This window comes from Streptomyces sp. NPDC001204, from assembly GCF_053598035.1.
On sequence record NZ_JBSFJL010000004.1, the window covers coordinates 221,712 to 244,957 of the forward strand.

Genomic DNA, 23,246 nt, shown 5'->3' on the forward strand with positions numbered 1-23,246 from the left:
CGGACCGCCGCCCGCCCACTCCACGGAGCGTCCCGCATGCATGACGACCGCGGCCTGGCCGAGGCCCGCCTCCGGCGAGTGCTCGACGAACGCATCCGTCCCGCCGTGTATCCCGAGTCCGTCCCGCTGGAGGTGGCGGTGTGGCACGCGCCCGGCGAGCCCGTACCGGTCGCCGAGGGCCTGGCCGCCGAGCCCGAGCCGATCGAGGTGGGCAGCCGGTGGGGTGCGCCGTGGGGCACCAGCTGGTTCCGGGTGACCGGCACCGTGCCCGAGGCATGGGCCGGGAGAACCGTCGAAGCCCTGCTCGACCTCGGCTTCGACGAGAACATGCCCGGCTTCCAGTGCGAGGGCCTGGTCCTCCGGCCGGACGGCACCCCGGTGAAAGGGCTCAACCCGCGCAACCAGTGGGTCCGCGTCGGTGCCCCCGCCCTGGGCGGCGAGGAGGTGCGGCTGCACATCGAGGCCGCCTCCAACCCCGTCATCCCCGGTTTCCTGCCCACCCCGCTCGGGGACCGGGAGACGGCGGGCGACGAGCCGCAGTACACGCTCACACGCATGGACCTCGCCGTGTTCGACGAGAACGTGTGGCAGCTCGTCATCGACCTGGAGGTGCTGGGCGAGCTGATGGCCGAGCTGCCGGCGGACTCGCAGCGCCGCTGGGAGATCCTGCGCGCGGTGGACGGGGCGCTCGACGCGGTCGACCTCCAGGACGTGAACGGCACGGCGGAGCGGGCCCGCGCCCGGCTCACCGAGGTGCTGGCCGCGCCCGCCGCCGCCTCCGCGCACCGGATCAGCGCGGTCGGGCACGCCCACATCGACTCGGCGTGGCTGTGGCCGCTGCGCGAGACCGTGCGCAAGGTGGCCCGCACCGCGTCCAACATGACCGCGCTCCTTGAGGACGAGCCGGAGTTCGTCTTCGCCATGTCCCAGGCCCAGCAGTGGGCGTGGCTCAAGGAACATCGGCCCGAGGTGTGGGCGCGGGTGAAGAAGGCCGTCGCTGACGGGCGGTTCGTGCCGGCCGGGGGCATGTGGGTGGAGTCCGACACCAACATGCCCGGCTCGGAGGCGATGGCCCGGCAGTTCGTGCACGGCAAGCGGTTCTTCCTCGACGAGTTCGGCATCGAGAACGACGAGGCCTGGCTGCCCGACACGTTCGGCTTCGCCGCCGGACTGCCGCAGATCATCAGGGCGGCGGGCTCCACCCGGCTGCTCACGCAGAAGATCTCCTGGTCACGCACGAACGCCTTTCCGCACCACACGTTCTGGTGGGAGGGCATCGACGGCACACGGATCTTCACCCACTTCCCGCCCGTCGACACCTACAACTGCTCCATGTCGGGCGCCGAGATCGCCCACGCGGCACGCACCTTCAAGGACAAGGGCGCCGCCCGGCACTCCCTCGCCCCCACCGGCTGGGGCGACGGAGGCGGCGGCACCACCCGGGAGATGGTCGCCAAGGCGGCCCGGCTGCGCGACCTGGAGGGCTCCGCCCGGGTGGTGTGGGAGACACCGCGGGCCTTCTTCGACCGCGCCGAGGCCGAGTACCCGCAAGCCCCCGTCTGGGTCGGTGAGCTGTACCTGGAGCTGCACCGCGCCACCCTCACCAGCCAGGCCGGGACCAAGCAGGGCAACCGGCGCAGCGAACACCTGCTGCGGGAGGCCGAGCTGTGGGCGGCGACGGCGGCCGTACGCACGGGATTCGCCTACCCCTACGAGGAGTTGGACCGGATCTGGAAAACGGTGCTGCTGCACCAGTTCCACGACATCCTGCCCGGCTCCTCCATCGCCTGGGTGCACCGCGAGGCGCGAGCCACGTACGAGCGGATCGCCGGGGAGCTGAACCGGATCGTCGAGTCCGCGCAGCGCGCCCTGGCGGGTGAGGGCGTCACACCGCTCCTCTTCAACGCGGCCCCGCACCCACGGGCGGGCGTCCCGGCCGGCGGCGCCGCCACCCCGGCCACCGGGGGAAGCACGGAGCTGAGGCCCCGCGCGGGCGGCGGACACGTGCTGGACAACGGCCTGCTGCGGATCGGGATCGACGACCGGGGTCTGGTCGTCTCGGCGTACGACATCGAGGCCGGCCGGGAGACGATCGCTCCGGGCCGGGCCGCGAACCTCCTCCAACTGCACCCGGACCTCCCGAACATGTGGGACGCCTGGGACGTGGACGAGTTCTACCGCAACACGGTCACCGACCTCACCGACACCGAGTCCGTCACGGCCGGCGAGGACGGTGCCTCGGTACGGGTCGTACGGTCCTTCGAGGATTCCCGGGTCACCCAGGTGCTGTCGCTTCCGGCGGGGGAGCGGCGGCTGGTGCTGGACACCGAGGTCGACTGGTACGAGACGGAGAAGTTCCTCAAACTGGCCTTCCCGCTCGACGTGCACGCCGAACGGTACGCGTCGGAGACGCAGTTCGGGCACTTCTACCGGCCCACCCACACCAACACCTCCTGGGACGCGGCCAAGTTCGAGGCCTGCAACCACCGTTTCGTGCATGTGGCCGAGCCCGGCTGGGGCGTCGCCGTCGTCAACGACTCGACGTACGGCCACGATGTGACCCGCACGGTCCGCACCGACGGCGACCGGGGCACCACCACCACGGTCCGGATGTCCCTGCTGCGCGCTCCGCGCTTCCCCGACCCCGAGACCGACCAGGGCACGCACCGCTTCCGGCACGCCCTGGTGCCCGGCGCGGGCATCGGGGACGCGGTCCGCGAGGGCTGGCGGATCAACATGCCCGAGCGGCGGCTGACCGGCGGCGGGGAGGTGGCTCCGCTGGTGACGGTGGACGAGGACGCGGTGGTCGTGACGGCGGTGAAACTGGCCGACGACGGCAGCGGTGACGTGGTGGTCCGCTTCCACGAGGCCCACGGCGGCCGGGCGAGGGCGACCCTGACGGCCGGGTTCGAGCTCGCGGACGTGACGGTGACGGACCTGCTGGAGCGGCCCCTGCCCGAGACGGCCGAACCGGAGCGGGACGGCGGCCGGATCGCCCTGCGGCTGCGCCCGTTCGAGCTGATGACGCTGCGGCTTCGGCGCGCGTGAGGCCCTGAACCGGGGGGCGGCGCGGCGGGATCGTGCCGTGCCGCTCTTTCCCGGTGAGGTGCGCGGACACGATGATGTGGCGATGACACGAAGAGCGGTGCCCGACCACTCCTGGGCCGCCCAGCCGGATCCCCTGCTGGCCTTGGCCGAAAGGGAGTTGACGTTCTACAGCCGGTCCTGTGACCGAGCCAGGCGGCTGCACCGGGGCACGGAGCTGGGCGCCCTCGCCACCACCTCGGTGACGGTCGTCGCCGCCGGTCTGCACGCACCGGCCTGGCTGACCGCGGTGATCGCGGGCGGTGCCGTGTTCTTCACCGGCATGCGGCAGCTGTTCGACCCCGGCTCCCGCTGGGTGCTCACCGCGCGGGCACGCGAGACCCTGCGCAGAGCCGTCGACCGGTATCTGCTCCTGCCCGAACCGGAACGCGACGCCGCGGCCCGGCAGACCCTGCGGACAGTGATCGAGGAGGTCGGCGCCGATGAGCTGCGCGAATGGTCCGAGTCCCGGACCCGCAGTCCGGAACCGCCACTGCCGGCCCCCGGCCCCTGAGTACGACCGGAGTCCAGGCCCGACCTCGCGAGTTCCCCCGCCACCGACCGAAAGGCCATCCGTGTCCGCGACGCCCGCCCGCATCACCGCGGTCGACACCCACGACATCCGCTTCCCCGCCTCGTGCGAACTCGACGGCTCCGACGCGATGAACCCGGACCCCGACTGCTCGGCGGCCCACGTCGTACCGCGCACGGACGCCGACGACGGACCCGGAGGGCATGCCGCCGCCCCCGATCCGGCCGCCGAACGCGCCGCGCCGGAGGCCCGCCGGCCCACCGGACGCCTGGTCGCTGCGGCCGTCGCGTACTCGGCGAGCCCGCCGTCCGGTACCACCACCGGCACCGTCCTCGCCGTCGACGGCGGCATGCGGGGCCTGCGGCCGCGCCGGGAGGCCCGGTGAGGACGCTGGGCGGGAGCGGGGTCGAGGTCAGCGCCCTCGGCTTCGGTGCCGCCGCCATCGGCAACCTCTACACCGAGGTGGACGAGGAGCAGGCGCGGGCGGCCGTGGCCGCCGCCTGGGAGCAGGGCATCCGCTACTTCGACACCGCCCCGCACTACGGCCTCGGCCTGTCCGAACGCCGGCTCGGCGCGGCCCTGCGCGGCCTTCCCCGGTCGGCGTACACGATCTCCACGAAGGTCGGCCGCCTGCTCGAGCCCGCGGACCCGGGCGGGAGCGACCTCGCCCACGGTTTCGCCGTGCCCGCCACCCACCGCCGGGTGTGGGACTTCAGCGCCGACGGGGTACGGCGCGCTCTGGAGGCCAGCCTCGAACGGCTCGGCCTGGACCGCGTCGACGTCGTCTACCTGCACGACCCCGACGACCACGCCGAGCAGGCATTCCGCGAGGGCTACCCGGCGCTGGAGGAACTGCGTGCCCAGGGCGTGGTCGGGGCCATCGGGGCGGGCATGAACCAGTCGGAGATGCTGACCCGCTTCGTCCGCGACACGGACGTGGACGTGGTGCTGTGCGCCGGCCGGTACACCCTGCTCGACCAGCGCGCCCGGACGGAACTGCTGCCCGCGGCAGCCGAGCGGGGCGTGTCCGTCGTCATCGGCGGCGCCTTCAACTCCGGCCTGCTGGCGGACCCCAGGCCCGGAGCCACGTACAACTACGCCAGCGCATCACCGGAGTTGGTGGAGCGGGCCCAGCGTATGAAGGCGGTTGCCGACCGCCACGGCCTCACCCTGCGGGGCGCGGCCCTGAGGTTCTGCGCCGACCACCCGGCCGTGGCCTCCGTCCTGGTCGGTACCCGCTCGGCCGACGAAGTCCGCGACTGCGCCGAGCAGTTCGCCACACCTGTGCCCGCCGCCTTCTGGCAGGAGCTGAGAGACCCCGGACTGCTGCCCCCGGAGGAGCCGCCAGGAGGGGCGACGCCGTGACGGTCGACGCCCACCACCACGTCCGGGACCTGACGGTGCGTAATCAGGACTGGATCAGGTGGGACGAACCGTGGCCACCGCGCCGGAACTTCACCGTCGAGGACCTCCAGCCGCGGGCCCGTGCCGCCGGAGTCGACCGCACGGTCCTCGTCCAGACGGTCACCGTGCCCGAGGAGACGCCCGAGCTGCCGGCCCTGGCGGACGCACACGACCTGATCGCGGGCGTGGCCGGCTGGGTGGACCTCACCCGGCCCGGCATCGCGGCCGAACCGGCGGACCGGCCTCGGTGACCTGCCCGGCGGCCGCCACCGGCCTGGCCACCGAGGCCGACCCCGCCAGCTGGACCATCGCCGGACCGCGCCCGTACGCCGACGTGGACCTGGGCGCCTTCGGCCCGGACAGCCTGACGCACGGCTCGGACCGGCCGGTGTGCACCCCGGCCGCGGGATACGCCGGGGTCCTCGCCGCGGGCCGGGAGCTGACCTCGACGACCGCCGTCGAACGCGGGGCGGTCTTCGAGGGGACGGCGCACGGCGCTGTACGGACTGTGACCGGGCGGGCGCGCCTCAGCCGAGTTCGTAGTCGAACCAGATCCGGTGCGTGCCGTCCGCGTCGACCCGCAGGCCGCCGGTGCCCGTGATCCCGCCCAGCTCGCCGGTGCCGCTCGCGGGGACGACGGTGAAGAACTCGGCCGTGCGGTCGGTGCCGGTCGTCGTGGCCGAGTGGACGAAGTTGAAGGCGCCCCGCCGCTCGTGCAGGGTGCCCTCGAACGACTCCATCGCCACATACGTGCCGACGCCGGACTCCTGGTCGTACGCGGCGGTGAAAAGGGTCGCCGCACGGCCGGTGATCTCGCCCTCGAAGCGCTTCTCCAGCGTGGCGACGCCGACCGGGAGGCCGGTGGAGACTGCCGGGTCCGGCTTGAGACCGGTGGGGTTGAACGACTTCACGGTGAAGGTGCCCGTAGCTCTCATGCCCGCGACCGTACCGTCCGGGTCCGACAACGGGGGCCGGTCACGGCTCCCGGGCGCCTGCCGCCAGCCGGGTAGGCGGCAGGAAGTCCCGCACATAGGTCCGGTCCCAGCAGGCACCGGTGGCCCGCAGCTGCCGCCAGGTCGTGTAGTGGTAACGGAAGAGCCGGGCGCGGACGTATCGCGGGGGCTGGTCGGGCGGGAAGGGGGAGCGGCGCAGCAGCCGGAGGGTGTCGCGGTCGTTCTCCAGGAGCCGCTCCACCAGCGCGCCGAACCAGACGCCCGCGTACGCCGGGGACAGCGCGGCGAACCACATCATCCAGTCCAGGCGCAGATGGTAGGGCGCGAACTGGCGCGGCCAGTGCCGGGGATCACCGGGTTTGCCCCGGAACTCGTACTCCCGCCACTCCACGTCCTCGTGGTCCTCGTGGTCCTCGTGGTCCTCGTCCCGCACCTCGTCCAGCGTGCCCTCCACCACCACCTCGTAGCGGACGCGGCTGACGCTGCCGAACGCGCCGTAGGTGTTGACCAGGTGCAGCGGGTCGAAGGAGCGGTTCATGACCTGCCGGCGGGAGACCATGTTCACCACCGGGTGGTAGCTGAGGAACACCACCAGCACGGCCACGGCCAGCACCACGACCTCGTACCACAGCGGCGCGGCCGGCGTGGTCGGCGCGTTCCCCGGGAAGCGGACCGCGGACAGCGCCAGCACGATCGTGATCCAGTTCAGCCAGGAGAAGTTCCCGGACAGCACCAGCCAGAGCTGGGTGACGATCATCAGCGCGGCGCCGGCCGTGGCGATGGGCTGCGGAGTGAACAGCAGGAACGGCACGATCAGCTGCGTGACGTGGTTGGCGGCCACCTCCGCCTTGTGCAGCGGGCCCGGCAGGTGGTGGAAGAACCAGCTCAGCGGGCCCGGCATCGGCTGCGTCTCGTGGTGGTAGTGCAGACACGTCAGCTTCCGCCAGCAGGCGTCGCCGCGCAGCTTGATCAGCCCGGCGCCGAACTCTACACGGAAGAGGATCCAGCGCAGCAGGAACAGCACGAGGACGGGTGGGGCCACCTCGTCGTTGCCGAGGAAGACCGCGAGGAACCCGGTCTCCAGCAGCAGCGACTCCCACCCGAAGCCGTACCAGGTCTGCCCGACGTTGACGATCGACAGGTACAGCGCCCAGGGAACGAGCCACAGCAGCATGCCCGCCCACAGCGGCACCAGCGAGTCCGCGCCCGCGACCAGCGCCGCCGACACCGCGCACCCGGCCCAGGCGACGACCGCGAAGAGCCGGTCGGAGTAGCGCAGGTGGAACAGGCTCGGCGCCCGGGTGAACGGCACCCGCCGGAGGAAACGGGGGATCGGCAGCATGCCCCGTTCGCCGAGCAGCGCCCGGAACTGGAGGGCCGCCGTCAGGAAGGCGACGAGGTACACCACGGCCAGCGCCCGCTGGAAGACCAGCCGGCTCAGCCAGTACTCGGGTGCGGTGAACCAACCCACGGTCGAGCGCTCCTCTCCTCTCGTCCTCCGGGAAAGTCACGGGCCCCGGCTACCCCACCCCCGGCTCGAAGAATCAGCCGATCCCTGGCAAGGTGTCCCCATGGCTGAACAGGGAGCCCCCGCCCTGTCACTCCCGGAGGACTGGCCCGCCACCCCGGATCCCATTCTGGCGCTCAACGGCATGGGCACCTTCGACTGGGACCTGGACGCCGGGCTCGTACACCTGGACGCCCAGGCCCACTGGATCTTCGACCTCACCCCCGGGGAGGACGACCGCCGTCCGGGCACCGTGGGCCGGCGGCTGCTGCGGACCGAGCGCGAGCGGCTGGACGCCCTGGTGGCCCAGGCGATGAAGGAGGGCCGCCGGAACTACGGCACCTACGTCCGCCTGCGCCTGCGCGACGGCGGCCTGCGCTGGGCCCACGTGCAGGGCTACATCCAGCGCGACGAGACGGGCCGGCCGCGCAGGATCACCGGGATCCTCCGCGACGCCTCCGAGGAACTCGGCGACATCGCCGCCCGCGGGGAGCGGGCCGCCCAGGCCGCGGCCCGGCGCAGGCAGACCAACGTCGTGGAGACCGCCACCGCCGCCCTCGCCCACGCGCGCACCGTGCAGGACGTCATCGACGTCGTCAAGGACTCCCACGGGCTGGCCCTCCTCGGTTCCAAGAGCCTGGTCCTCGGTCTGGTCGAGGCCGGCCGCATCCGGCTCGTCGCCGAGGGCCCCGAGGGCTCCTCCGTGCCCGGCACCCGTGTCACCCGGATCGACGAGCCCTACCCGATGAGCGAGGCCGTGCGCACCCTCAGCCCCCGCTTCATCGAGTCCCCCGAGGACTTCGCCGAGCGCTACCCCATCCTGTGGCCGCACATCACCGGACTGGACATCACCTCGGCGGCCTATCTGCCGCTGATCGCCCAGGCCCGCCCGATCGGCGGCATGGGTCTGCTCTACAGCGACCGGCGGGGCTTCACCTCGGAGGAGCGCAACGTACTGATCGCCCTCGGCAGCAGCATCGCGCAGAGCCTCCAGCGGGCCATGCTCTACGAGCAGGAGAAGGACCTCGCCCGGGGCCTGCAACAGGCCATGCTGCCGCGCACCATCCCCAGCGTGCCCGGCGCCGACGTCGCCGTCCGCTACCGCTCCGGCTACGCGGGCGGCTCCCTGGGCCGGGACATCGGCGGGGACTGGTACGACCTGATCCCGCTGCCCGGCGGCCGGGTCGGCGCCGTCATCGGCGACGTCCAGGGCCACGACACGCACGCCGCCGCCGTCATGGGCCAGCTCCGCATCGTGCTGCGCGCCTACGCGGCCGAGGGCCACGCACCGGCCACCGTGATGGCCCGTGCCTCGGTCTTCCTGCACGAACTCGACACGGAGCGCTTCGCCACCTGCCTGTACGCGGAGGCCGACCTGTCCACCGGCGTGGTCCAGCTGGTGCGGGCCGGGCACATCGACCCGCTGGTGCGGCACAACGACGGAAGCTGCCACCGGGTCGCCGTCGACGGGGGGCTGCCGCTCGGCCTGTCCGCCGAGTTCGGCACCCTGGAGTACCCGGTCGGCACCATGGAGCTCGATCCCGGGCAGTCCCTGGTGCTGTGCACCGACGGCCTGGTCGAACAGCCCGGCGCCGACCTCGACGACGGCATGCGCGCCCTGGCACGGTCCGTCGCCGCCGGACCCGGCGACGTACGGGACCTCGCGGACCGGCTGATCGCGATGGCCGAGGCGCGGGGCGGTGACGACGACGTGGCCCTGCTGGTGCTGCGCCGCCGGGTGCCGGCCGAGCGGCAGCCCGTCGGCCGGCTCCAGCACTACGTGCCCCCCGGCGATCCCGAGGCCCTGACCCGGGCCCGGCACATGATCCGCACGGCGGTGCGGGACCGGGGCGCCGAGGAAAACGCGTACGAGATCGAACTCGTGGCCGACGAACTGATCACCAACGCCCTGATGCACACCGAGGGCGCCGCGATCGTCACCCTGCGGGACCTCAGCGGCCCCGACCGGCGGCTGCGGATCGAGGTCGAGGACTCCTCCAGCGCCCTGCCGCGCCGCCGCGATCCGGGAGAGGACGGCGTCTCCGGCCGGGGACTGCTGCTCGTGGACCGGCTCACCGACGTCTGGGGCGTGGAGGCGCGCGGCGGCGGCAAGTGCGTGTGGTGCGAGTTCGCGGTCCCTGACCAGAGTTGAGGGACGAGGGCCGGGAGCCGGAGACCGAGGGCCGAGAACCGGGGGCCGGGAGCCGAGGCGTCCGGCGCACCGCATGGCGCCCCGGGCGCGCGGTGGCACTCTGGACCTATGCCGGAACTGCCCGAGGTCGAAGCGCTCAAGGACTTCCTGGCCGACCACCTGGTCGGCCACGAGATCGTGCGCGTGCTGCCCGTCGCGATCAGCGTGCTGAAGACGTACGACCCCCCGGTCACCGCCCTCGAGGGCCGCGAGGTCACCGCGGTGCGCCGGCACGGCAAGTTCCTGGACCTGAGCACCGACGGCGGCCCCCACCTCGTCACCCACCTGGCCCGCGCGGGCTGGCTCCAGTGGAAGGACCGTCTGCCCGACGGCGCGCCCCGCCCCGGCAAGGGCCCGCTCGCCCTGCGCGTCGCCCTGGAGAACGGCGCGGGGTTCGACCTCACCGAGGCGGGCACCCAGAAGCGGCTCGCGGTGTACGTCGTACGGGATCCGCAGGAGGTGCCCGGTGTGGCCCGCCTCGGTCCCGACCCGCTGGCAGACGACTTCGACGAGGAGCGGTTCGCCCGACTGCTCGCGGGGGAACGGCGGCAGATCAAGGGCGCCCTGCGCGACCAGGGCCTGATCGCGGGTGTCGGCAACGCCTACAGCGACGAGATCCTGCACGCGGCCAAGATGTCCCCGTTCAAGCTGGCCACCTCCCTGACGCCGCGGGAGACGCGCACCCTGTACGAGGCGCTGCGCGCCACCCTGACGGAGGCGGTCGCGCGCTCCAGGGGCCTGGCGGCCGGACGGCTGAAGGCGGAGAAGAAGGGCGGCCTGCGCGTGCACGGCCGGACCGGCGAGCCCTGCCCGGTGTGCGGGGACACCATCCGCGAGGTGTCCTTCAGCGACTCCTCGCTCCAGTACTGCCCGACCTGCCAGACGGGCGGGAAACCGCTGGCCGACCGGCGCCTGTCCCGGCTGCTCAAGTGACGGCTCAGCGCGCGGAGAGGGTCACCAGGGGCTGTCCGTCCGCGGTGCGCACCTCGAAGCGGTCGATCTGGCCGGGATGCATCGTCGTGCCGCCCGCGACCGTGCTGGGCCGCGCGTCGTGCGGGGAGACGTGCCAGGTGGTCACGGTCTGCTCCGAGCCGTCCCGGCCGACCACGACGAGCCGGCAGGAATGCGGGCCCGCGCCGTCCTTGACCCGCACCTCCAGATCGCTGCCCCAGTCCCGGTCGGCGGCCCTGACCTCGGCCCACACGCCCGTGGTCGCGTCGGTCGCCGTGTACCGGGCGGGCCCGTCGGGGTGCCCGACGACGACGGCGACCGCGGGTCCGCCCACGGCGAGCACCACCGAGGCGGCCAGACCGTAGAGGACGCGCCGGCGTCCGGCCCGGCGCCGCCGCGCCACTTCGCCGAGCAGCCGGTCCAGCAGCGCGGGTCCGGGCCGGGTCATGGGGTGCACGAAGCGCGGCGTGGCCCGCCGGTACAGCATCAGCTGCCGCGCCGTGGGTCCGAACTCGGTGACCTGCGCCGCGCAGCGAGGGCACTCCATGAGGTGGTCCTCGAAGCGGAAGGCGTCCGCCTCGTCCAGCATGCCGAGCGCGTACGCGCCGACGTCGCGATGCCGTTCCAGGGACCTCATGCCGAATCCTCGTGCCTGTGAGTGCGGGTGGGGTTACTCCTTGCTCCCACCCGTACGCACCCGGCACCGGATTCACTCAGCCACGTTCCGAATCGTAATCAAGACGTTCGGAGCGGCCGGTCCCTCGGATTGGTCGGACTCCGGGAAGTTCTAGAAGAGGTGGATGGCCAGATGCCCGAGGGGCAGTCCGAGCCGCCAGGCGGGCGTCCACACCTTCGGTCCCTCGTCCTCGCCGACCACGCCCGCACCGCCCGGCACCGCGTCCAGATCGGGCGCGAGCAGCTCGGTCTCCTCCAGCCAGCGCCAGGCCGCCCCGGCCAGCGCCAGGTCCGGCGAGGGCACCCCGCGGGCGTCCGCCTCGGCCGCGAGGCAGGCCATCCGCTCGCACACCCAGTCCTGCCACGGCTGGTCGTACGCGGTCAGCGACAGCCAGGTCTCCAGCTGGGAGACCACCCGGACACGGGAGAGCTCGCCGCCGGTGTCGGAGAGGAAGATGGTGAGCGCCAGCGCGTCCCGCCCGGCGCGGAACTCGAACGACGTCGGCGGCATCAGATCGCCGGTGCGCAGCAGTTCGTCGGCGATGTACTCCGCGTACAACCAGGCCATGGGCACGGCCAGTTCGCCGCCGCCCTGGCCGTCCGTGCTCTCGTGACCTCTGTGCAGCATCCCTTCCTGCCTTCCTCCGGTGCGCGCTCCTCGCCCGACCCCGGGTCCCGGGGTCATGCCCCCTGTCGGAACACGGATGAGGACAGCCGATTACTCAACAGCGGTCCACGGCAAGGCGCTTTACGGAGGTTTGACTCGGCAGTCGGTTTCACCGCAGGTCGGCCGCGTATCCCGGAAGCATCCGGCGCAGGGCGCGCAGCGCGTAGTACGCGCGGGACTTCACGGTACCGGGCGGGATGCCCAGGGTCCGGGCGGCCTCCGCCACACTGGCCCCCCGGAAGTACACCAGCACCAGGACTTCACGGTGCTCGGGAGTGAGTGTCTTCACAGCCTCCCGGACGTCGAGCGTCGCGGCGGACCGCTCGGCGTGGTCGGCGATGACCCGCGCGTTCTCCAGGTCCGCGTCCCCGACCTCGGGCGGCCGGGCCTGCCGGGCGCGGCGCGCGTCGATCGCGAGCCGGCGTGCCACGGTCAGCAGCCACGGCCGCACCGAGTCGAAGGCGTCGGCGCGCAGCGCCTCGGGGTGCTGCCAGGCGCGTACGAGCGTCTCCTGGAGCAGGTCCTCGGCGCGCTGGCGGTCGCCGTCGCACAGGCGCAGCAGCAGTGCGAAGAGCGGTCGGCCGTGCTCGCGTTGCAGTGCGGCGAGCTCGTGCTCGGCGGTCGTCGTCCCGTGCGGGAGGGTGGTTCCGGCCGTCATGGCCGTATGGCATCGCAGGGGGCCGCACGGGGACAGGGCGCGCGCACCGCTGTGCGACGGACGGTCGATCGCGTCGACGAACGGTACGACGAACGGTCCGTCAGGCCCCTTGTCGCACACGGACGGGCTAACGAAGCCCCGATACCGTTTGCGAAAGCCGTCAGATTCGTACCCATTTGTCTGTCCATACGACCGCCCTGGGGTGAACTGATGATCGCACGCAGACAGCAGGTGTCCCTGGTCGTGACGGCCCTCCTCACCGCGGCCGCCGCCTGCCAGGCCCACCAAAGGGAAGAGCAGCACCCTCCGCCCGGACGAGCCGCCCCGGCCCCGGACTCCGCGACCGCGCCCGGCGCGTTCACGCTCGTCGCCTCCGGCGGCATCCTGCCCGAGACCCCGGTGCTGGAGCGGGCCGCCTTCGACGCGGGCGGCTCGGGCCACGACTTCCGTCCGATGCTCGAAGGCGTCAAGGACATCGTCTCCCGGGCCGATCTCGCGCTGTGCCAGCTGGGCTCCGTCTTCGGCGCGAACGCGCCCTACACCGGCGCCCCGAGCTACAAGTCCCCGCCCGAGCTGGCGCCGTCCCTCGCCGCGGTGGGCTACGACAGTTGCGCCACCGCCTCCGAACACGCCCTGGACGACGGCGCCGACGGCGTCCGGCGCACCCTGGACGCCCTCGATGAAGCCGGGCTGCGGCACGCCGGTACGGCGCGCGCCGAGAGCGAGGCGCGCGGCACGTTCCTCCAGGCCGGGCGGGCCGTGGTCGCCCACCTCGCCTACACCTACGGGACGAACGGGGACGTCCCACCCGATCAGCCGTGGGCCGTCCGCGTGATCGACGAGAAGCGGATCATCGAGGACGCCAGAGCCGCCCGCCAGGCGGGTGCCGAGGTCGTGGTCGTGTCCCTGAACTGGGGCCGGGCTTGGCAGGAGGCGCCCGACGCGCAGCAACTGGAGCTCGCCCGGAAGCTGACCGCCTCGCAAGCCGGCGGCCGGCCCGACGTCGACCTGATCCTCGGCAGCCACGCCCATGTCCCGCAGGCCTACGAGAAGGTCAACGGCACCTGGGTGGTCTACGGCCTCGGCGACCAGATCACCGGCGCCACGACCGACGACAGCGGCGCACGGAACCCGCGCGCCAACCAGAGCACCCTCGCCCGCTTCACCTTCTCCCCGCCCGCCCGGCCGGGCGGGCGCTGGGAGGTGGCCCGGGCCGAGTTCGTCCCCGAGGTGTTCGACCTCGACGCCGGCCGGGTGCTGAACCTGAACAGGGCCATCGCCCAGGGCGCCGACCTCCGGGGCGTGCGCGACCGGATCCGCACCGTGGTGCTCAGCCGGGGCGCGGCGAAGGACGGGCTCGTCATGGGGGAGTGAGGCCGGTCAGTCGACGTCCACGTGCTCGAAGAGATCGAGCATCTCCCCGAGCACGCGCAGGCAGGCCCGTACCTCGGACTCCGTCAGATCGCCCCCGACCCGGCGCAGCAGCAGGTGCTCACGGGCCAGCACCGCGGTGATCGCCGCCCGGCCCGCGTCCGTGAGCCGGATCAGCGACGAGCGCCGGTGCGCCGGGTTCGGGACGCTGCGCACCAGGCCGCGGGCCGCCGCGTCGTTCACCATGCGCTGCACGAACTGACGGCTGATCGCCTGTGCGCGCCCCATCTGCGGAACGGTCATCGGGCCGTGCTTGTGCAGCAGGTCGAGCACGGCCCGTACGCCGACGGACAGCCCCTCGACGGCCTCGCCCTGCTCGACCTTGCGCTGCACCCGCCGGTACAGCGGGCCCATCAGGTCGAACACCTCGGTGAGGCGGTGGCCGAGTTCGTCCGGCGGGAGCGGGGTCCCGGGACCGTCGTCGATGTCGCTGGCGATGTCGCTCATCGCACCATCATGACACCTTGGTTGCCAAACTCCTCGTGGAATGACACCCTGGTTGTCATGACTGCTGCTGCGGATCTGCGTTTCCTCCCTTCCTCCGACGGCGACCTCGCCTACCTCGACACCGGCAGCGGGGACCCCGTGGTCCTGGTCCACTCCGGCTGGGTCGACCACCGCGTCCTCGACGCCCAGATCACGGCCCTCGCCGCCGAGTTCCGGGTCATCGCCCCGGACGTACGCGGCCACGGCTCCTCCGCCAACGCGACCGGGCCGTTCCGGTGGGCCGACGACCTCGCCGCGCTCCTGCGCCACCTCGGCGCCGGCCCGGCGGTCCTCGTCGGCGTCTCGATGGGCGGCGCCATCGTCACCGACACCGTGCTGGAGTACCCCGAACTGGTCCGCGGGGTGGTCGCCTGCGGCGCCGCCACGAGCGAGTTCCAGTACACCGACCCGTGGGCGCGGCAGACACAGGCCGAGTCGGCCCGTGCCCTGGGCGCCGGCGACATCGAGGGCTGGCTCGCGTCCTTCCTGCGCTTCGCGCCCGGCCCGCACCGCACCCCGGACGACATGGACCAGGACATCCTGCGCCGGCTGCGCGACATGGCCCTGCACACCCTGTCCAAGCACACCGCCGACGAGAAGAACTGGCACGTGCCGCTGACCGGCACCTGGGACCGCGTGCCGGAGATCGGCGTCCCCGTGCTCGCCGTCAACGGCGCCCTCGACGTGCCCGACCTCCTCGCCGAGGCCGAACGCCTCGCCCGCACCGTCCCCGAGGGCCGCTCCGTGACGATCGAGGGCACCGCCCACTACCCGAACCTGGAGAAGCCGGAGGAGTTCAACGAGATCGTCGCCGGCTTCGTCCGCGCCCTCCCGGCCCGCTGAACGCCGCCGCGGCCCCCGGCCCGGCGGGCCCTAACGCCGGGCCAGTTCCGAGCGCTTGTAGGAGTACCCGAAGTAGACCACGCACCCGATCAGGAACCACACGGCGAACCGCACCCAGGTCTCCCACTTCAGGAACGTGATCAGCCAGAGCGAGAAGACCACACCCAGCGCCGGCACGAACGGCATCCACGGCGTACGGAAGCCGCGCGGCAGGTCCGGCTGCCGGTAGCGCAGCACGATCACCGCCGTGCACACCACCACGAACGCCAGCAGGATGCCGATGTTGGTCAGTTCGGCCGCCTCCGCGATCGGCAGGAACCCCGCGATGACGGCCGACGCCACCCCGACGATCCATGTCACCCGCGTCGGCACGTGCCGCGTGGGGTGCGTCTTCGCGAACCACTTGGGCAGCAGCCCGTCCCGGGACATGGCGAACCAGACCCGGGTGACCCCCAGCATGAACGTGAACATGACGGTAAGAATGCCGATGATCGCGCCCACCGCGATCACGTCCGCCAGCCGGCTCAATCCCACCGACTTGAACGCGGTGGAGAAGCCGCTCTCCTTGTTGATGTCCTTGTAGTTCTGCATGCCGGTCAGCACCAGACACGCCGCCACGTACAGCACCATCGCGATCGCCAGCGAGTAGATGATCGCCTTCGGCATGTGCCGCTGCGCGTCCTTGGACTCCTCGGCCGCCGTCGACATCGCGTCGTAGCCGAAGACCGCGAAGAACACCGTCGCCGCACCCGTGAACGCCCCGCCGACCCCGTAGGGGAAGAACGGGTGGTAGTTGGCGGTGTTGATGTGGAAGACGCCGACCACGATCACCACCAGCACGACCAGCACCTTCAGCCCCACCACGATCGTCTCGAAGCGGGCCGCGCTGCGGATGCCGAGGTTCAGCAGCCAGGCGATCAGCAGGCACAGGACCGCCGCGAACAGGTCGACCTTGTGCCCGGCGCCGGTGCCGGGCGCGCCCAGCATCCAGGCGGGCAGATGCGCGCCCATGTCCCCGACCAGGAAGCTGAAGTAGCCGGAGATGCCGATCGCGACCACCGCCACGATCGCCGTGTACTCCAGGAGCAGGTCCCAGCCGATGAACCAGCCGGCGAACTCGCCGAGCACCGCGTAGCCGTAGGTGTAGGCCGAGCCCGCCTTCGGGATCAGGCCCGCGAACTCGGCGTACGACAGGGCCGCCGCCGCGCTGGCGACACCGGCGACGAGGAAGGACACCAGCACCGCGGGACCCGCCGTACCGTTGGCCACCGTGCCGGCGAGAGTGAAGATGCCCGCCCCGATGATGCCGCCCACGCCGATCGCGGTGAGCTGCCACAAGCCGAGTGATCGCTCCAGCCGTGGTCCCTCGGCGGCTTCCGTCTCCTCGATGTGTTCGATGGGCTTGCGACGGAGAATGCCCTCACCCATCCGGAGCCCGGCCATGCGTCTCACCTCTTCACAGACGGCAAACGGCTGACGGCGGATCATGATGGCCCAGCACCGCCGGGTACGGAAGACGCCACGCACGGTCCGGCCGGCGGCCCCCCGGCCGCCGGCCGCGGGGTCCGAACGCCGGGAACGGGCCCTACGGAACCACCGTCACCGGCCAGCGTCCCGCCTTCACCAGGCGGATCGCGACCGAGCCGATGATCCGGTGGCCGGCCTGCTCGGAGGCGCCCACCACCACCGCGTCCGCCCGCAGCTCGTCCGCGGCCTTCACCAGACCGTTGTACGGGTCGCCGGGGAAGGTGTGGAACTCCCAGCGGACCTCGAATATCCCCTTCAGCCGCTCCGTGGACTCCCGGATGTACTGCACGAGGTCCTCGGCGATCTCGTCCGTCGTCTCCGCCACCGGCGCCCCGAGCGCCGCCCCCGCCGTCATCACCGGCTGCACGTACACGAGGGCCAGCAGCGCGCCCTGCCGGCGGGCGAGACCGGCGGCGTACGCGGCGGCCCGCATCGAGGAGTCGGAGCCGTCCACGCCGGCGACGATGACCTTCGGCCCGTCCGTGCCCCGCTCGAACCGGTGAGCGTGCCGCTCGTGCTGCTCGTGCTGTTCCGTCACATGTGCGAGGCTATCGGAATCCCCGGTTCCCAACGCCGCGCGGGTCACCTCTCGACGGGCGCCCCGCGCGCCCGGTTCCTACAGTCGGAACCATGAGCGCCACCACGTCAGAGCCATGACCGCCGCCACCGGTGCAGCCCCCTCCCGGGGCGCCGCCGACCCCGCCCGGACGCCGCGGAGGAAGGGCCTCCTCAGCAGGGTGCCGCAAGGCTTCGCCACCTTCTTCGGCGCTCTGGCCCTGCTGTGCGCGCTGCTGGACCTCATCGCCCCGCTGCGGGTCCTGCTCCACCCCGTCGTCCGCGTCCTGGACCTGCTCCTCGTCCCGGTCAGCGTCAACCTCGCCTACGCCGTCTTCCTCGTCCTGCTGGCCGGCGCGACCGCCGCCCGCAAGAAGGTCGCCTGGTGGCTGGTCGTCGGCTATCTGGGCCTGGTGATCCTCAGCGACGTACTCGGCCTCGCGGCCGGCGAGTACGCCGAGTCGGCACCCTCCCTCGTGCTGTGCGGTCTGGCGCTGGTGCTGCTGATCACGGCCAGAGGCGAGTTCTACGCCGCCTCCCGCCGCGGCTCCTGGTGGCGGGCGCTGGCCGTGCTGGTCGCCGGACTCGCCGTGGCCGTCCTGGCCGGCTGGGGCCTGGTCGCGCTCTTCCCCGGCACCCTCCCCTCCGGCCTGCACCTGGCGTGGTCCGCCAACCGGGTCATGGGCGGACTGGTCTCCACCCGCGACTTCGACGGCCGCCCGCCGCGCCCGGTGACCTTCCTGCTCGGCCTGTTCGGGGCGCTCGCCCTGCTCAACGCCGCCGCCACGCTGTTCCGTTCGCAGCGCCTGGAGGCAGCCCTGCACGGCGACGAGGAACTCCGCATCCGCGCCCTGCTCAAGGCCTACGGCGAGGACGACTCCCTCGGTTACTTCGCCACCCGCCGCGACAAGGCCGTCGTCTTCTCGCCCAGCGGCAAGGCCGCCGTCACCTACCGCGTCGAGACCGGCGTGTGCCTGGCCAGCGGCGACCCCGTCGGTGACCGCGAGGCCTGGCCGCACGCCATCGCCGCCTGGCTGGACGCGGCCCGCCGCTACGCCTGGGCGCCCGCCGTCATGGGCGCCTCCGAGGAGGGCGCCCGGGCCTACGCCCGTGCCGGACTCGGCGCCCTCCAACTCGGCGACGAGGCGATCGTGCACGTCGCCGGCTTCGACCTCGACGGCCGGGACATGCGCGTGACCCGGCAGGCGGTGCGCCGCGTCCGCCGCACCGGCGCCACCTGCCGCATCCGCCGGCACGCCACCCTCACCGACGCCGAGATGGAGGAGATCGTCGACAAGGCCGACGCCTGGCGCGACACCGAGACCGAGCGCGGCTTCTCGATGGCGCTGGACCGCCTGGGCGACCCGGCCGACGGCGACTGCCTCCTGGTCGAGGCCCTCGACGCGGAGGGCCGGCTGCTCGCACTGCTGTCCTTCGTGCCCTGGGGCCGCGACGGCGCCTCCCTGGACCTGATGCGCCGGGACCGCGCCGCACCCAACGGCGTCATGGAGTACATGGTCGCCGAACTCTGCGCCGCCGCCCCGAAGCTCGGCGTACGCCGCATCTCGCTGAACTTCGCGGTGTTCCGCTCGGTGTTCGAGGAGGGCGCACGCATCGGAGCCGGACCCGTGCTGCGGCTGTGGCGCGGCCTGCTGCTGTTCTTCTCCCGCTGGTGGCAACTGGAGGCCCTGTACCGGTCCAACGCCAAGTACCACCCCGAGTGGTACCCGCGTTTCATCTGCTACGGCGAGACCGCCTCCCTCGCCCGTATCGGCCTGGCCTCCGGCATCGCCGAGGGCTTCGTCGCCGTACCCTCGCTGCGCAAGCTCTGGGGCAAGGGCCACCCGGCCCATCCCGCCACCGGACCGCGCCCGGCCACCACCGAGGGCCTGCCCCCGCTGACGGCGCTCGGACTCGACGAGGAGGCCCGGGCCGAAGCCGGCGGTCCGCTCGCCGGCCTGCCCGAGCAGGTCCGCGTCCGGCACGCCAGGCTCGACCGGCTGCGCGCGGCCGGCACCGACCCCTACCCGGTCGGGACGAAGGCCCGCACCCGCACCCTCGCCGAGGTCCGCGAAGGGGAGCAGCTCACCGTGGCCGGCCGGATCCTGCTCGTCCGGGACTTCGGCGGCATCGTCTTCGTGGTGCTGCGGGACTGGTCCGGCGACCACCAACTCGCCCTCACCCGCGACCGGACCGGGCCGGCCGCCCTGAAGCGCTTCACCGCCGACACCGACATCGGCGACCACATCACCGCCACCGGCCGGGCAGGACGGAGCGACAGGGGCGAGCCGACCGTCTTCGTCACCTCCTGGCGCCTGCTCGGCAAGTGCCTGCGCCCGCTGCCCGACAAACGCCGGGGACTGACCGATCCCGAGACCAAGGTGCGCCTGCGCTACCTCGACCTGGTCACCAGCCCCGAGGCCCGCGAGGTCGTCCGCCTCCGCTCCACCGCCGTACAGGCCCTGCGCCAAGGGCTGCTGGACCGCGGCTTCCTCGAAGTCGAGACGCCGATGCTCCAGCAGATCCACGGCGGCGCCAACGCCCGCCCGTTCACCACCCACATCAACGCCTACGACCTCGACATGTACCTGCGCATCGCGCCCGAGCTGTACCTGAAGCGCCTGTGCGTCGGCGGTCTGGAGAAGGTCTTCGAGATGGGCCGCACCTTCCGCAACGAGGGCGTCTCCCACAAACACAACCCCGAGTTCACCATGCTGGAGGCCTACCAGGCCTACGCCGACTACGACGTCATGCTCGACCTCGCCCGCGAGCTGATCCAGGGCGCCGCCACCGCCGCCTTCGGCCGACCGCTCGCCCACCAGAACGGCATCGGGTACGACATCTCCGGGCCCTGGCCGGTCAAGACCGTGCACGGCGCGATCTCCGAGGCGCTCGGGGAGGAGATCGGCCCCGGCACCGGCCCGGAGGCACTGCGCCGGCACTGCGACCGCGCCGGCGTGCCGTACACCGCGGACGACACCCCCGGCGAGATCGTCCTGGAGATGTACGAGCGGCTGGTGGAGGAGCGGACCGGGCCGCCCGTCTTCTACAAGGACTTCCCGACCGAGGTCTCCCCGCTCACCCGGCAGCACCGCACCGACCCGCGGCTCGCCGAACGCTGGGACCTCGTGGCCTTCGGCACCGAACTGGGCACCGCCTACTCCGAGCTCACCGACCCCGTCGAACAGCGCCGCCGGCTGACCGCCCAGTCCCTGCTCGCCGCCGGGGGAGACCCCGAGGCGATGGAACTCGACGAGGACTTCCTCGACGCCCTCGAGTACGCCATGCCGCCCACCGGCGGCCTCGGCCTCGGCGTCGACCGGCTGATCATGTTCCTCACCGGCCTGACGATCCGTGAGACGCTGCCGTTCCCCCTCGTACGCCGCCGCTGAGGCACCCGCGCACAACTGCCGCCGGGCGCTGGGCCGGGCGGGTGCTTTCGTGGCACCGTGCCGGTGGAGAGGCGGAGGGCCCGGACACTGATGAGTCATGCAGAAGGATCAGTTGCTCACGCGGCGCCGGGCGTTGTTCGCCGGGGCCGTCGTCCTCGGAGCGGCGGGAGCGGCCGGCACGGCCGGTCTGCTGCTCTCCGGTTCCTCCGACACTCCGGTACCGCCCGCCCCCGCCGCGGGCCCCGGGGCGCGCGTCGCCCTCAACTCCTCCGCCTACCGTCTGCGGCCCCTGGCCGGTGACCTCCCGCAGCCGCCCGCGCCGCTGCCCGCGAAGGTGCGGACCACGCCGATCCTGCGTTTCTCCGGCCGCGGCGACACCATGATGCTGTCGTTCGACGACGGACCCCACCCCGATTTCACCCCGCACGTCCTGGACACCCTGGCCAAGTACGACGTCCGGGCGACGTTCATGGTCTGCGGGGAGATGGCCGACTGGAACCGGGACCTGCTGGCCCGGATGGCCGACGAGGGACACGTCGTCGGCAACCACACCTGGAGCCACCCGCTGCTCACCCGGCTCGGCCGCCGCGGTATCCGCGACGAGATCGAGCGCACCAGCGACGTCATCGAAAAGACCTACGGTGAAAGGCCGTTGTGGTTCCGTGCCCCCTACGGTGCCTGGAACCGCGACGTGTTCCGGATCAACGCCGACCTGGGCATGGAGCCGCTGGCCTGGAGCGTCGACAGCCTCGACTGGACCACCCCCGGCACCGGAGTCATCGTGCGCCGGATCGAGCACGGCGCCGCCCCCGGGGTCGTGGTGCTCTCCCACGACGCCGGGGGCGACCGCTCGCAGACCGTCCGCGCGCTGCGCGACTACCTCCCCAAGCTCCTCGACGAAGGGCACCACTTCACCGTGCCGCGCCGGGAGTACACCTGAGCCGGGACGCGCGCACCGCCCGGCGCCCGCCGGGCCGGGGTCCGCTCAGCGGACCTCGACCAGGCGGGCGAACACGACGACGTTCCCCTGATATCCGTTCTGCTTCGTGTAACCGCCGCCGCAGGTGATGACCCGCAGTTCCGGCGTGCCCTTCGAGCCGTACACACGGTCCCCGGGGAAATCGTTCTTCGCGAACACCTCGACGCCGTACACCTCGAATACGGCCGTCTTCCCGTCCTGGCGGTTGATTTCGACGCGGTTTCCCTTCCGCAGGGCGCCGAGTCCGTAGAACACGGCGGGTCCCGCATCGTTGTCGACATGGCCGACGACGATCGAAGTGCCCTTTTCCCCGGGCGTGACCGCGCCGTTGAACCAGCCGGCCAGATTCGGGTCCGCGGGCGGCGGCGCGGCGACCCAGCCGTCGGAGTCCACACCGACCGGAGTGATGGGCGCGTCGATCTGGAGGACGGGGATCCTGACCCGGTCGGGCACCGAGCGCGACAGGGGCTGCAGGATCCCGCCCGAGGGGAGCGGCGTGTGCCTGAGGTCCGGCGCCGCCGCCGTCGCGGGCTGGGGCGGGCCGACGTCGAACTCCCCGGAGCCGTTGCGGATCAGGGCGAGTCCGGTCAGCAGGGCAAGCGCTATCACGCCCCACGGTGCGCGCTTCCTCGGACGCTCCCGCTCCTCCTCGACGAATCCGGTAAGCTCTCTCGCAGGCATTCGGCATCCCCTCTCGACACGGCCGTCGCCGCGTCAATAGCGCATGCGAGAAACGCTAAGTCCAGCGCGCGCAACCGGCGACGGGACGCACGCGAACGGGTGGCGGCGACATTTTGCCGTGCGCCATCCGAGGCGGCCCGGAAGGGTCATTCCTGACGGTCCGTGACCTGCGCCGATATTCAATGGGGTGAAAGTCCTGGTGGATTCGCTCACCGAGACGGACCAGCCCCGAAATGCGCCCGCGTGGAGCGCGTCCGAGGGTCGGTTGCGGGAGGTGCTTTCTCACCGATCGACCGGGTACGGGTCCCCGGGGCACCTTCCGCGGAGGATCACATGCGTACTACTCGTACCCTTAAGGCCCGCTCGGCCCCCTCGGCCTCCTTGGTGGTGCTGGCCGCGGCGGTCGCCGCGGTCGGGCTCGCCGCCCCGGCGGCCGGGGCGAAGGGCAGCGAAGTCCTCGGCATCACACGGGACGGCGGCGTGGGCGGGGGCCAGGGAGGCGGTGCAGGCGGAGGTCCCGGAGTGGGTCCGGGAGGAGGCACGGTAGTGGGACCGGGGGTCGGGACGGGAGTGGGTCCGGGGTTCGGGACAGGAGTAGGACCTGGATTCGGAACGGGAGTAGGACCTGGATTCGGAACGGGAGTGGGTCCGGGGTTCGGGACGGGAGTGGGCCCGGGATTCGGATTCGGTCCTGTAGGGATCGGCCGGGGGGACCGGGGGGACCGGGGGG

At 72.6% G+C, this 23,246-nt stretch carries 19 protein-coding genes and 1 pseudogene; 11 read left to right on the forward strand and 9 right to left on the reverse strand.

The annotated features are described in order from the left end of the window. The first annotated feature begins 36 nt into the window (after positions 1-36). From ACWC91_RS08280 to ACWC91_RS08300, 5 genes and pseudogenes are all read left to right on the forward strand, one after another. The gene (locus ACWC91_RS08280; RefSeq protein ID WP_450643412.1) at positions 37-3,048 is read left to right on the forward strand and encodes an alpha-mannosidase; all 3,012 of its coding nucleotides are present in this window, start codon (positions 37-39) and stop codon (positions 3,046-3,048) included. An 82-nt stretch (positions 3,049-3,130) separates the two neighbouring features. After that, positions 3,131-3,598, forward strand: coding sequence for a DUF4231 domain-containing protein (locus ACWC91_RS08285; protein WP_225076823.1), 468 nt, complete (start codon positions 3,131-3,133; stop codon positions 3,596-3,598). A 61-nt stretch (positions 3,599-3,659) separates the two neighbouring features. Beyond that, a complete protein-coding gene (locus ACWC91_RS08290; protein ID WP_450643411.1) occupies positions 3,660-4,001 on the forward strand; it encodes a hypothetical protein in 342 nt (113 codons plus the stop codon). Then, the gene (locus ACWC91_RS08295) at positions 3,998-4,981 is read left to right on the forward strand and encodes an aldo/keto reductase (RefSeq protein WP_281153999.1); all 984 of its coding nucleotides are present in this window, start codon (positions 3,998-4,000) and stop codon (positions 4,979-4,981) included. The genes ACWC91_RS08290 and ACWC91_RS08295 overlap by 4 nt, the downstream gene beginning before the upstream one ends. Beyond that, a pseudogene (locus tag ACWC91_RS08300) lies at positions 4,978-5,510 on the forward strand (amidohydrolase family protein); the annotation flags it as partial. The gene ACWC91_RS08295 and the pseudogene ACWC91_RS08300, both read left to right, overlap by 4 nt. Positions 5,511-5,547: 37 nt before the next feature. Here ACWC91_RS08300 and ACWC91_RS08305 read toward each other — a convergent pair. Together ACWC91_RS08305 and ACWC91_RS08310 are read right to left on the reverse strand one after the other, a co-directional pair. Next, complete coding sequence (locus tag ACWC91_RS08305; RefSeq protein ID WP_225076821.1) at positions 5,548-5,955, reverse strand: DUF3224 domain-containing protein; 408 nt, start codon at positions 5,953-5,955, stop codon at positions 5,548-5,550. A 40-nt stretch (positions 5,956-5,995) separates the two neighbouring features. Continuing rightward, a complete protein-coding gene (locus ACWC91_RS08310; RefSeq protein WP_376500067.1) occupies positions 5,996-7,444 on the reverse strand; it encodes a lipase maturation factor family protein in 1,449 nt (482 codons plus the stop codon). Positions 7,445-7,544: 100 nt separating this feature from the next. Between ACWC91_RS08310 and ACWC91_RS08315 the strand changes: the two genes are divergently transcribed. Continuing rightward, positions 7,545-9,632, forward strand: coding sequence for a SpoIIE family protein phosphatase (locus ACWC91_RS08315; RefSeq protein ID WP_225076819.1), 2,088 nt, complete (start codon positions 7,545-7,547; stop codon positions 9,630-9,632). A gap of 108 nt (positions 9,633-9,740) precedes the next feature. Next, on the forward strand, positions 9,741-10,604 hold the full coding sequence (locus ACWC91_RS08320) for an Fpg/Nei family DNA glycosylase (protein WP_225076818.1): 864 nt from the start codon (positions 9,741-9,743) through the stop codon (positions 10,602-10,604). 4 nt (positions 10,605-10,608) lie between these two features. Here the strand turns inward: ACWC91_RS08320 and ACWC91_RS08325 are convergent, their stop codons facing one another. From ACWC91_RS08325 to ACWC91_RS08335, 3 genes are all read right to left on the reverse strand, one after another. Next, positions 10,609-11,259, reverse strand: a complete 651-nt coding sequence (locus ACWC91_RS08325) for an anti-sigma factor family protein (protein ID WP_225076817.1) — start codon at positions 11,257-11,259, stop codon at positions 10,609-10,611. A gap of 150 nt (positions 11,260-11,409) precedes the next feature. Continuing rightward, positions 11,410-11,925, reverse strand: a complete 516-nt coding sequence (locus tag ACWC91_RS08330; protein ID WP_141355927.1) for a hypothetical protein — start codon at positions 11,923-11,925, stop codon at positions 11,410-11,412. A gap of 148 nt (positions 11,926-12,073) precedes the next feature. Then, on the reverse strand, positions 12,074-12,622 hold the full coding sequence (locus ACWC91_RS08335) for a sigma-70 family RNA polymerase sigma factor (protein ID WP_141355925.1): 549 nt from the start codon (positions 12,620-12,622) through the stop codon (positions 12,074-12,076). 210 nt (positions 12,623-12,832) lie between these two features. Here ACWC91_RS08335 and ACWC91_RS08340 point away from each other — a divergent pair, with 210 nt between their 5' ends. Beyond that, positions 12,833-13,996 (forward strand): CapA family protein, encoded by a 1,164-nt coding sequence (locus tag ACWC91_RS08340; RefSeq protein ID WP_225076816.1) that lies wholly within the window; start codon positions 12,833-12,835, stop codon positions 13,994-13,996. 6 nt (positions 13,997-14,002) lie between these two features. Here ACWC91_RS08340 and ACWC91_RS08345 read toward each other — a convergent pair whose 3' ends face one another. Next, the gene (locus tag ACWC91_RS08345) at positions 14,003-14,500 is read right to left on the reverse strand and encodes a MarR family winged helix-turn-helix transcriptional regulator (protein WP_225076815.1); all 498 of its coding nucleotides are present in this window, start codon (positions 14,498-14,500) and stop codon (positions 14,003-14,005) included. Between the two features lie 57 nt (positions 14,501-14,557). Here ACWC91_RS08345 and ACWC91_RS08350 point away from each other — a divergent pair, with 57 nt between their 5' ends. Continuing rightward, a complete protein-coding gene (locus tag ACWC91_RS08350; protein WP_281153995.1) occupies positions 14,558-15,382 on the forward strand; it encodes an alpha/beta fold hydrolase in 825 nt (274 codons plus the stop codon). A 30-nt stretch (positions 15,383-15,412) separates the two neighbouring features. On the opposite strand, the gene ACWC91_RS08355 is transcribed toward ACWC91_RS08350, so the two are convergent. After that, the gene (locus ACWC91_RS08355) at positions 15,413-16,825 is read right to left on the reverse strand and encodes an amino acid permease (protein WP_225076814.1); all 1,413 of its coding nucleotides are present in this window, start codon (positions 16,823-16,825) and stop codon (positions 15,413-15,415) included. 142 nt (positions 16,826-16,967) lie between these two features. Beyond that, positions 16,968-17,447: a universal stress protein gene (locus ACWC91_RS08360; RefSeq protein WP_141355915.1), complete on the reverse strand. Its 480-nt coding sequence runs from the start codon at positions 17,445-17,447 to the stop codon at positions 16,968-16,970. A gap of 115 nt (positions 17,448-17,562) precedes the next feature. Between ACWC91_RS08360 and lysX the strand changes: the two genes are divergently transcribed. Continuing rightward, positions 17,563-20,856 carry a bifunctional lysylphosphatidylglycerol synthetase/lysine--tRNA ligase LysX gene (gene lysX, locus ACWC91_RS08365; RefSeq protein ID WP_450643410.1) on the forward strand — a complete coding sequence of 1,098 codons (3,294 nt, stop codon included), beginning with the start codon at positions 17,563-17,565 and terminating at the stop codon, positions 20,854-20,856. A 97-nt stretch (positions 20,857-20,953) separates the two neighbouring features. Further along, on the forward strand, positions 20,954-21,796 hold the full coding sequence (locus ACWC91_RS08370) for a polysaccharide deacetylase family protein (protein ID WP_450643409.1): 843 nt from the start codon (positions 20,954-20,956) through the stop codon (positions 21,794-21,796). Between the two features lie 45 nt (positions 21,797-21,841). Here the strand turns inward: ACWC91_RS08370 and ACWC91_RS08375 are convergent, their stop codons facing one another. Continuing rightward, a complete protein-coding gene (locus ACWC91_RS08375) occupies positions 21,842-22,516 on the reverse strand; it encodes a class F sortase (protein ID WP_225076811.1) in 675 nt (224 codons plus the stop codon). Between the last annotated feature and the right edge of the window lie 730 nt (positions 22,517-23,246).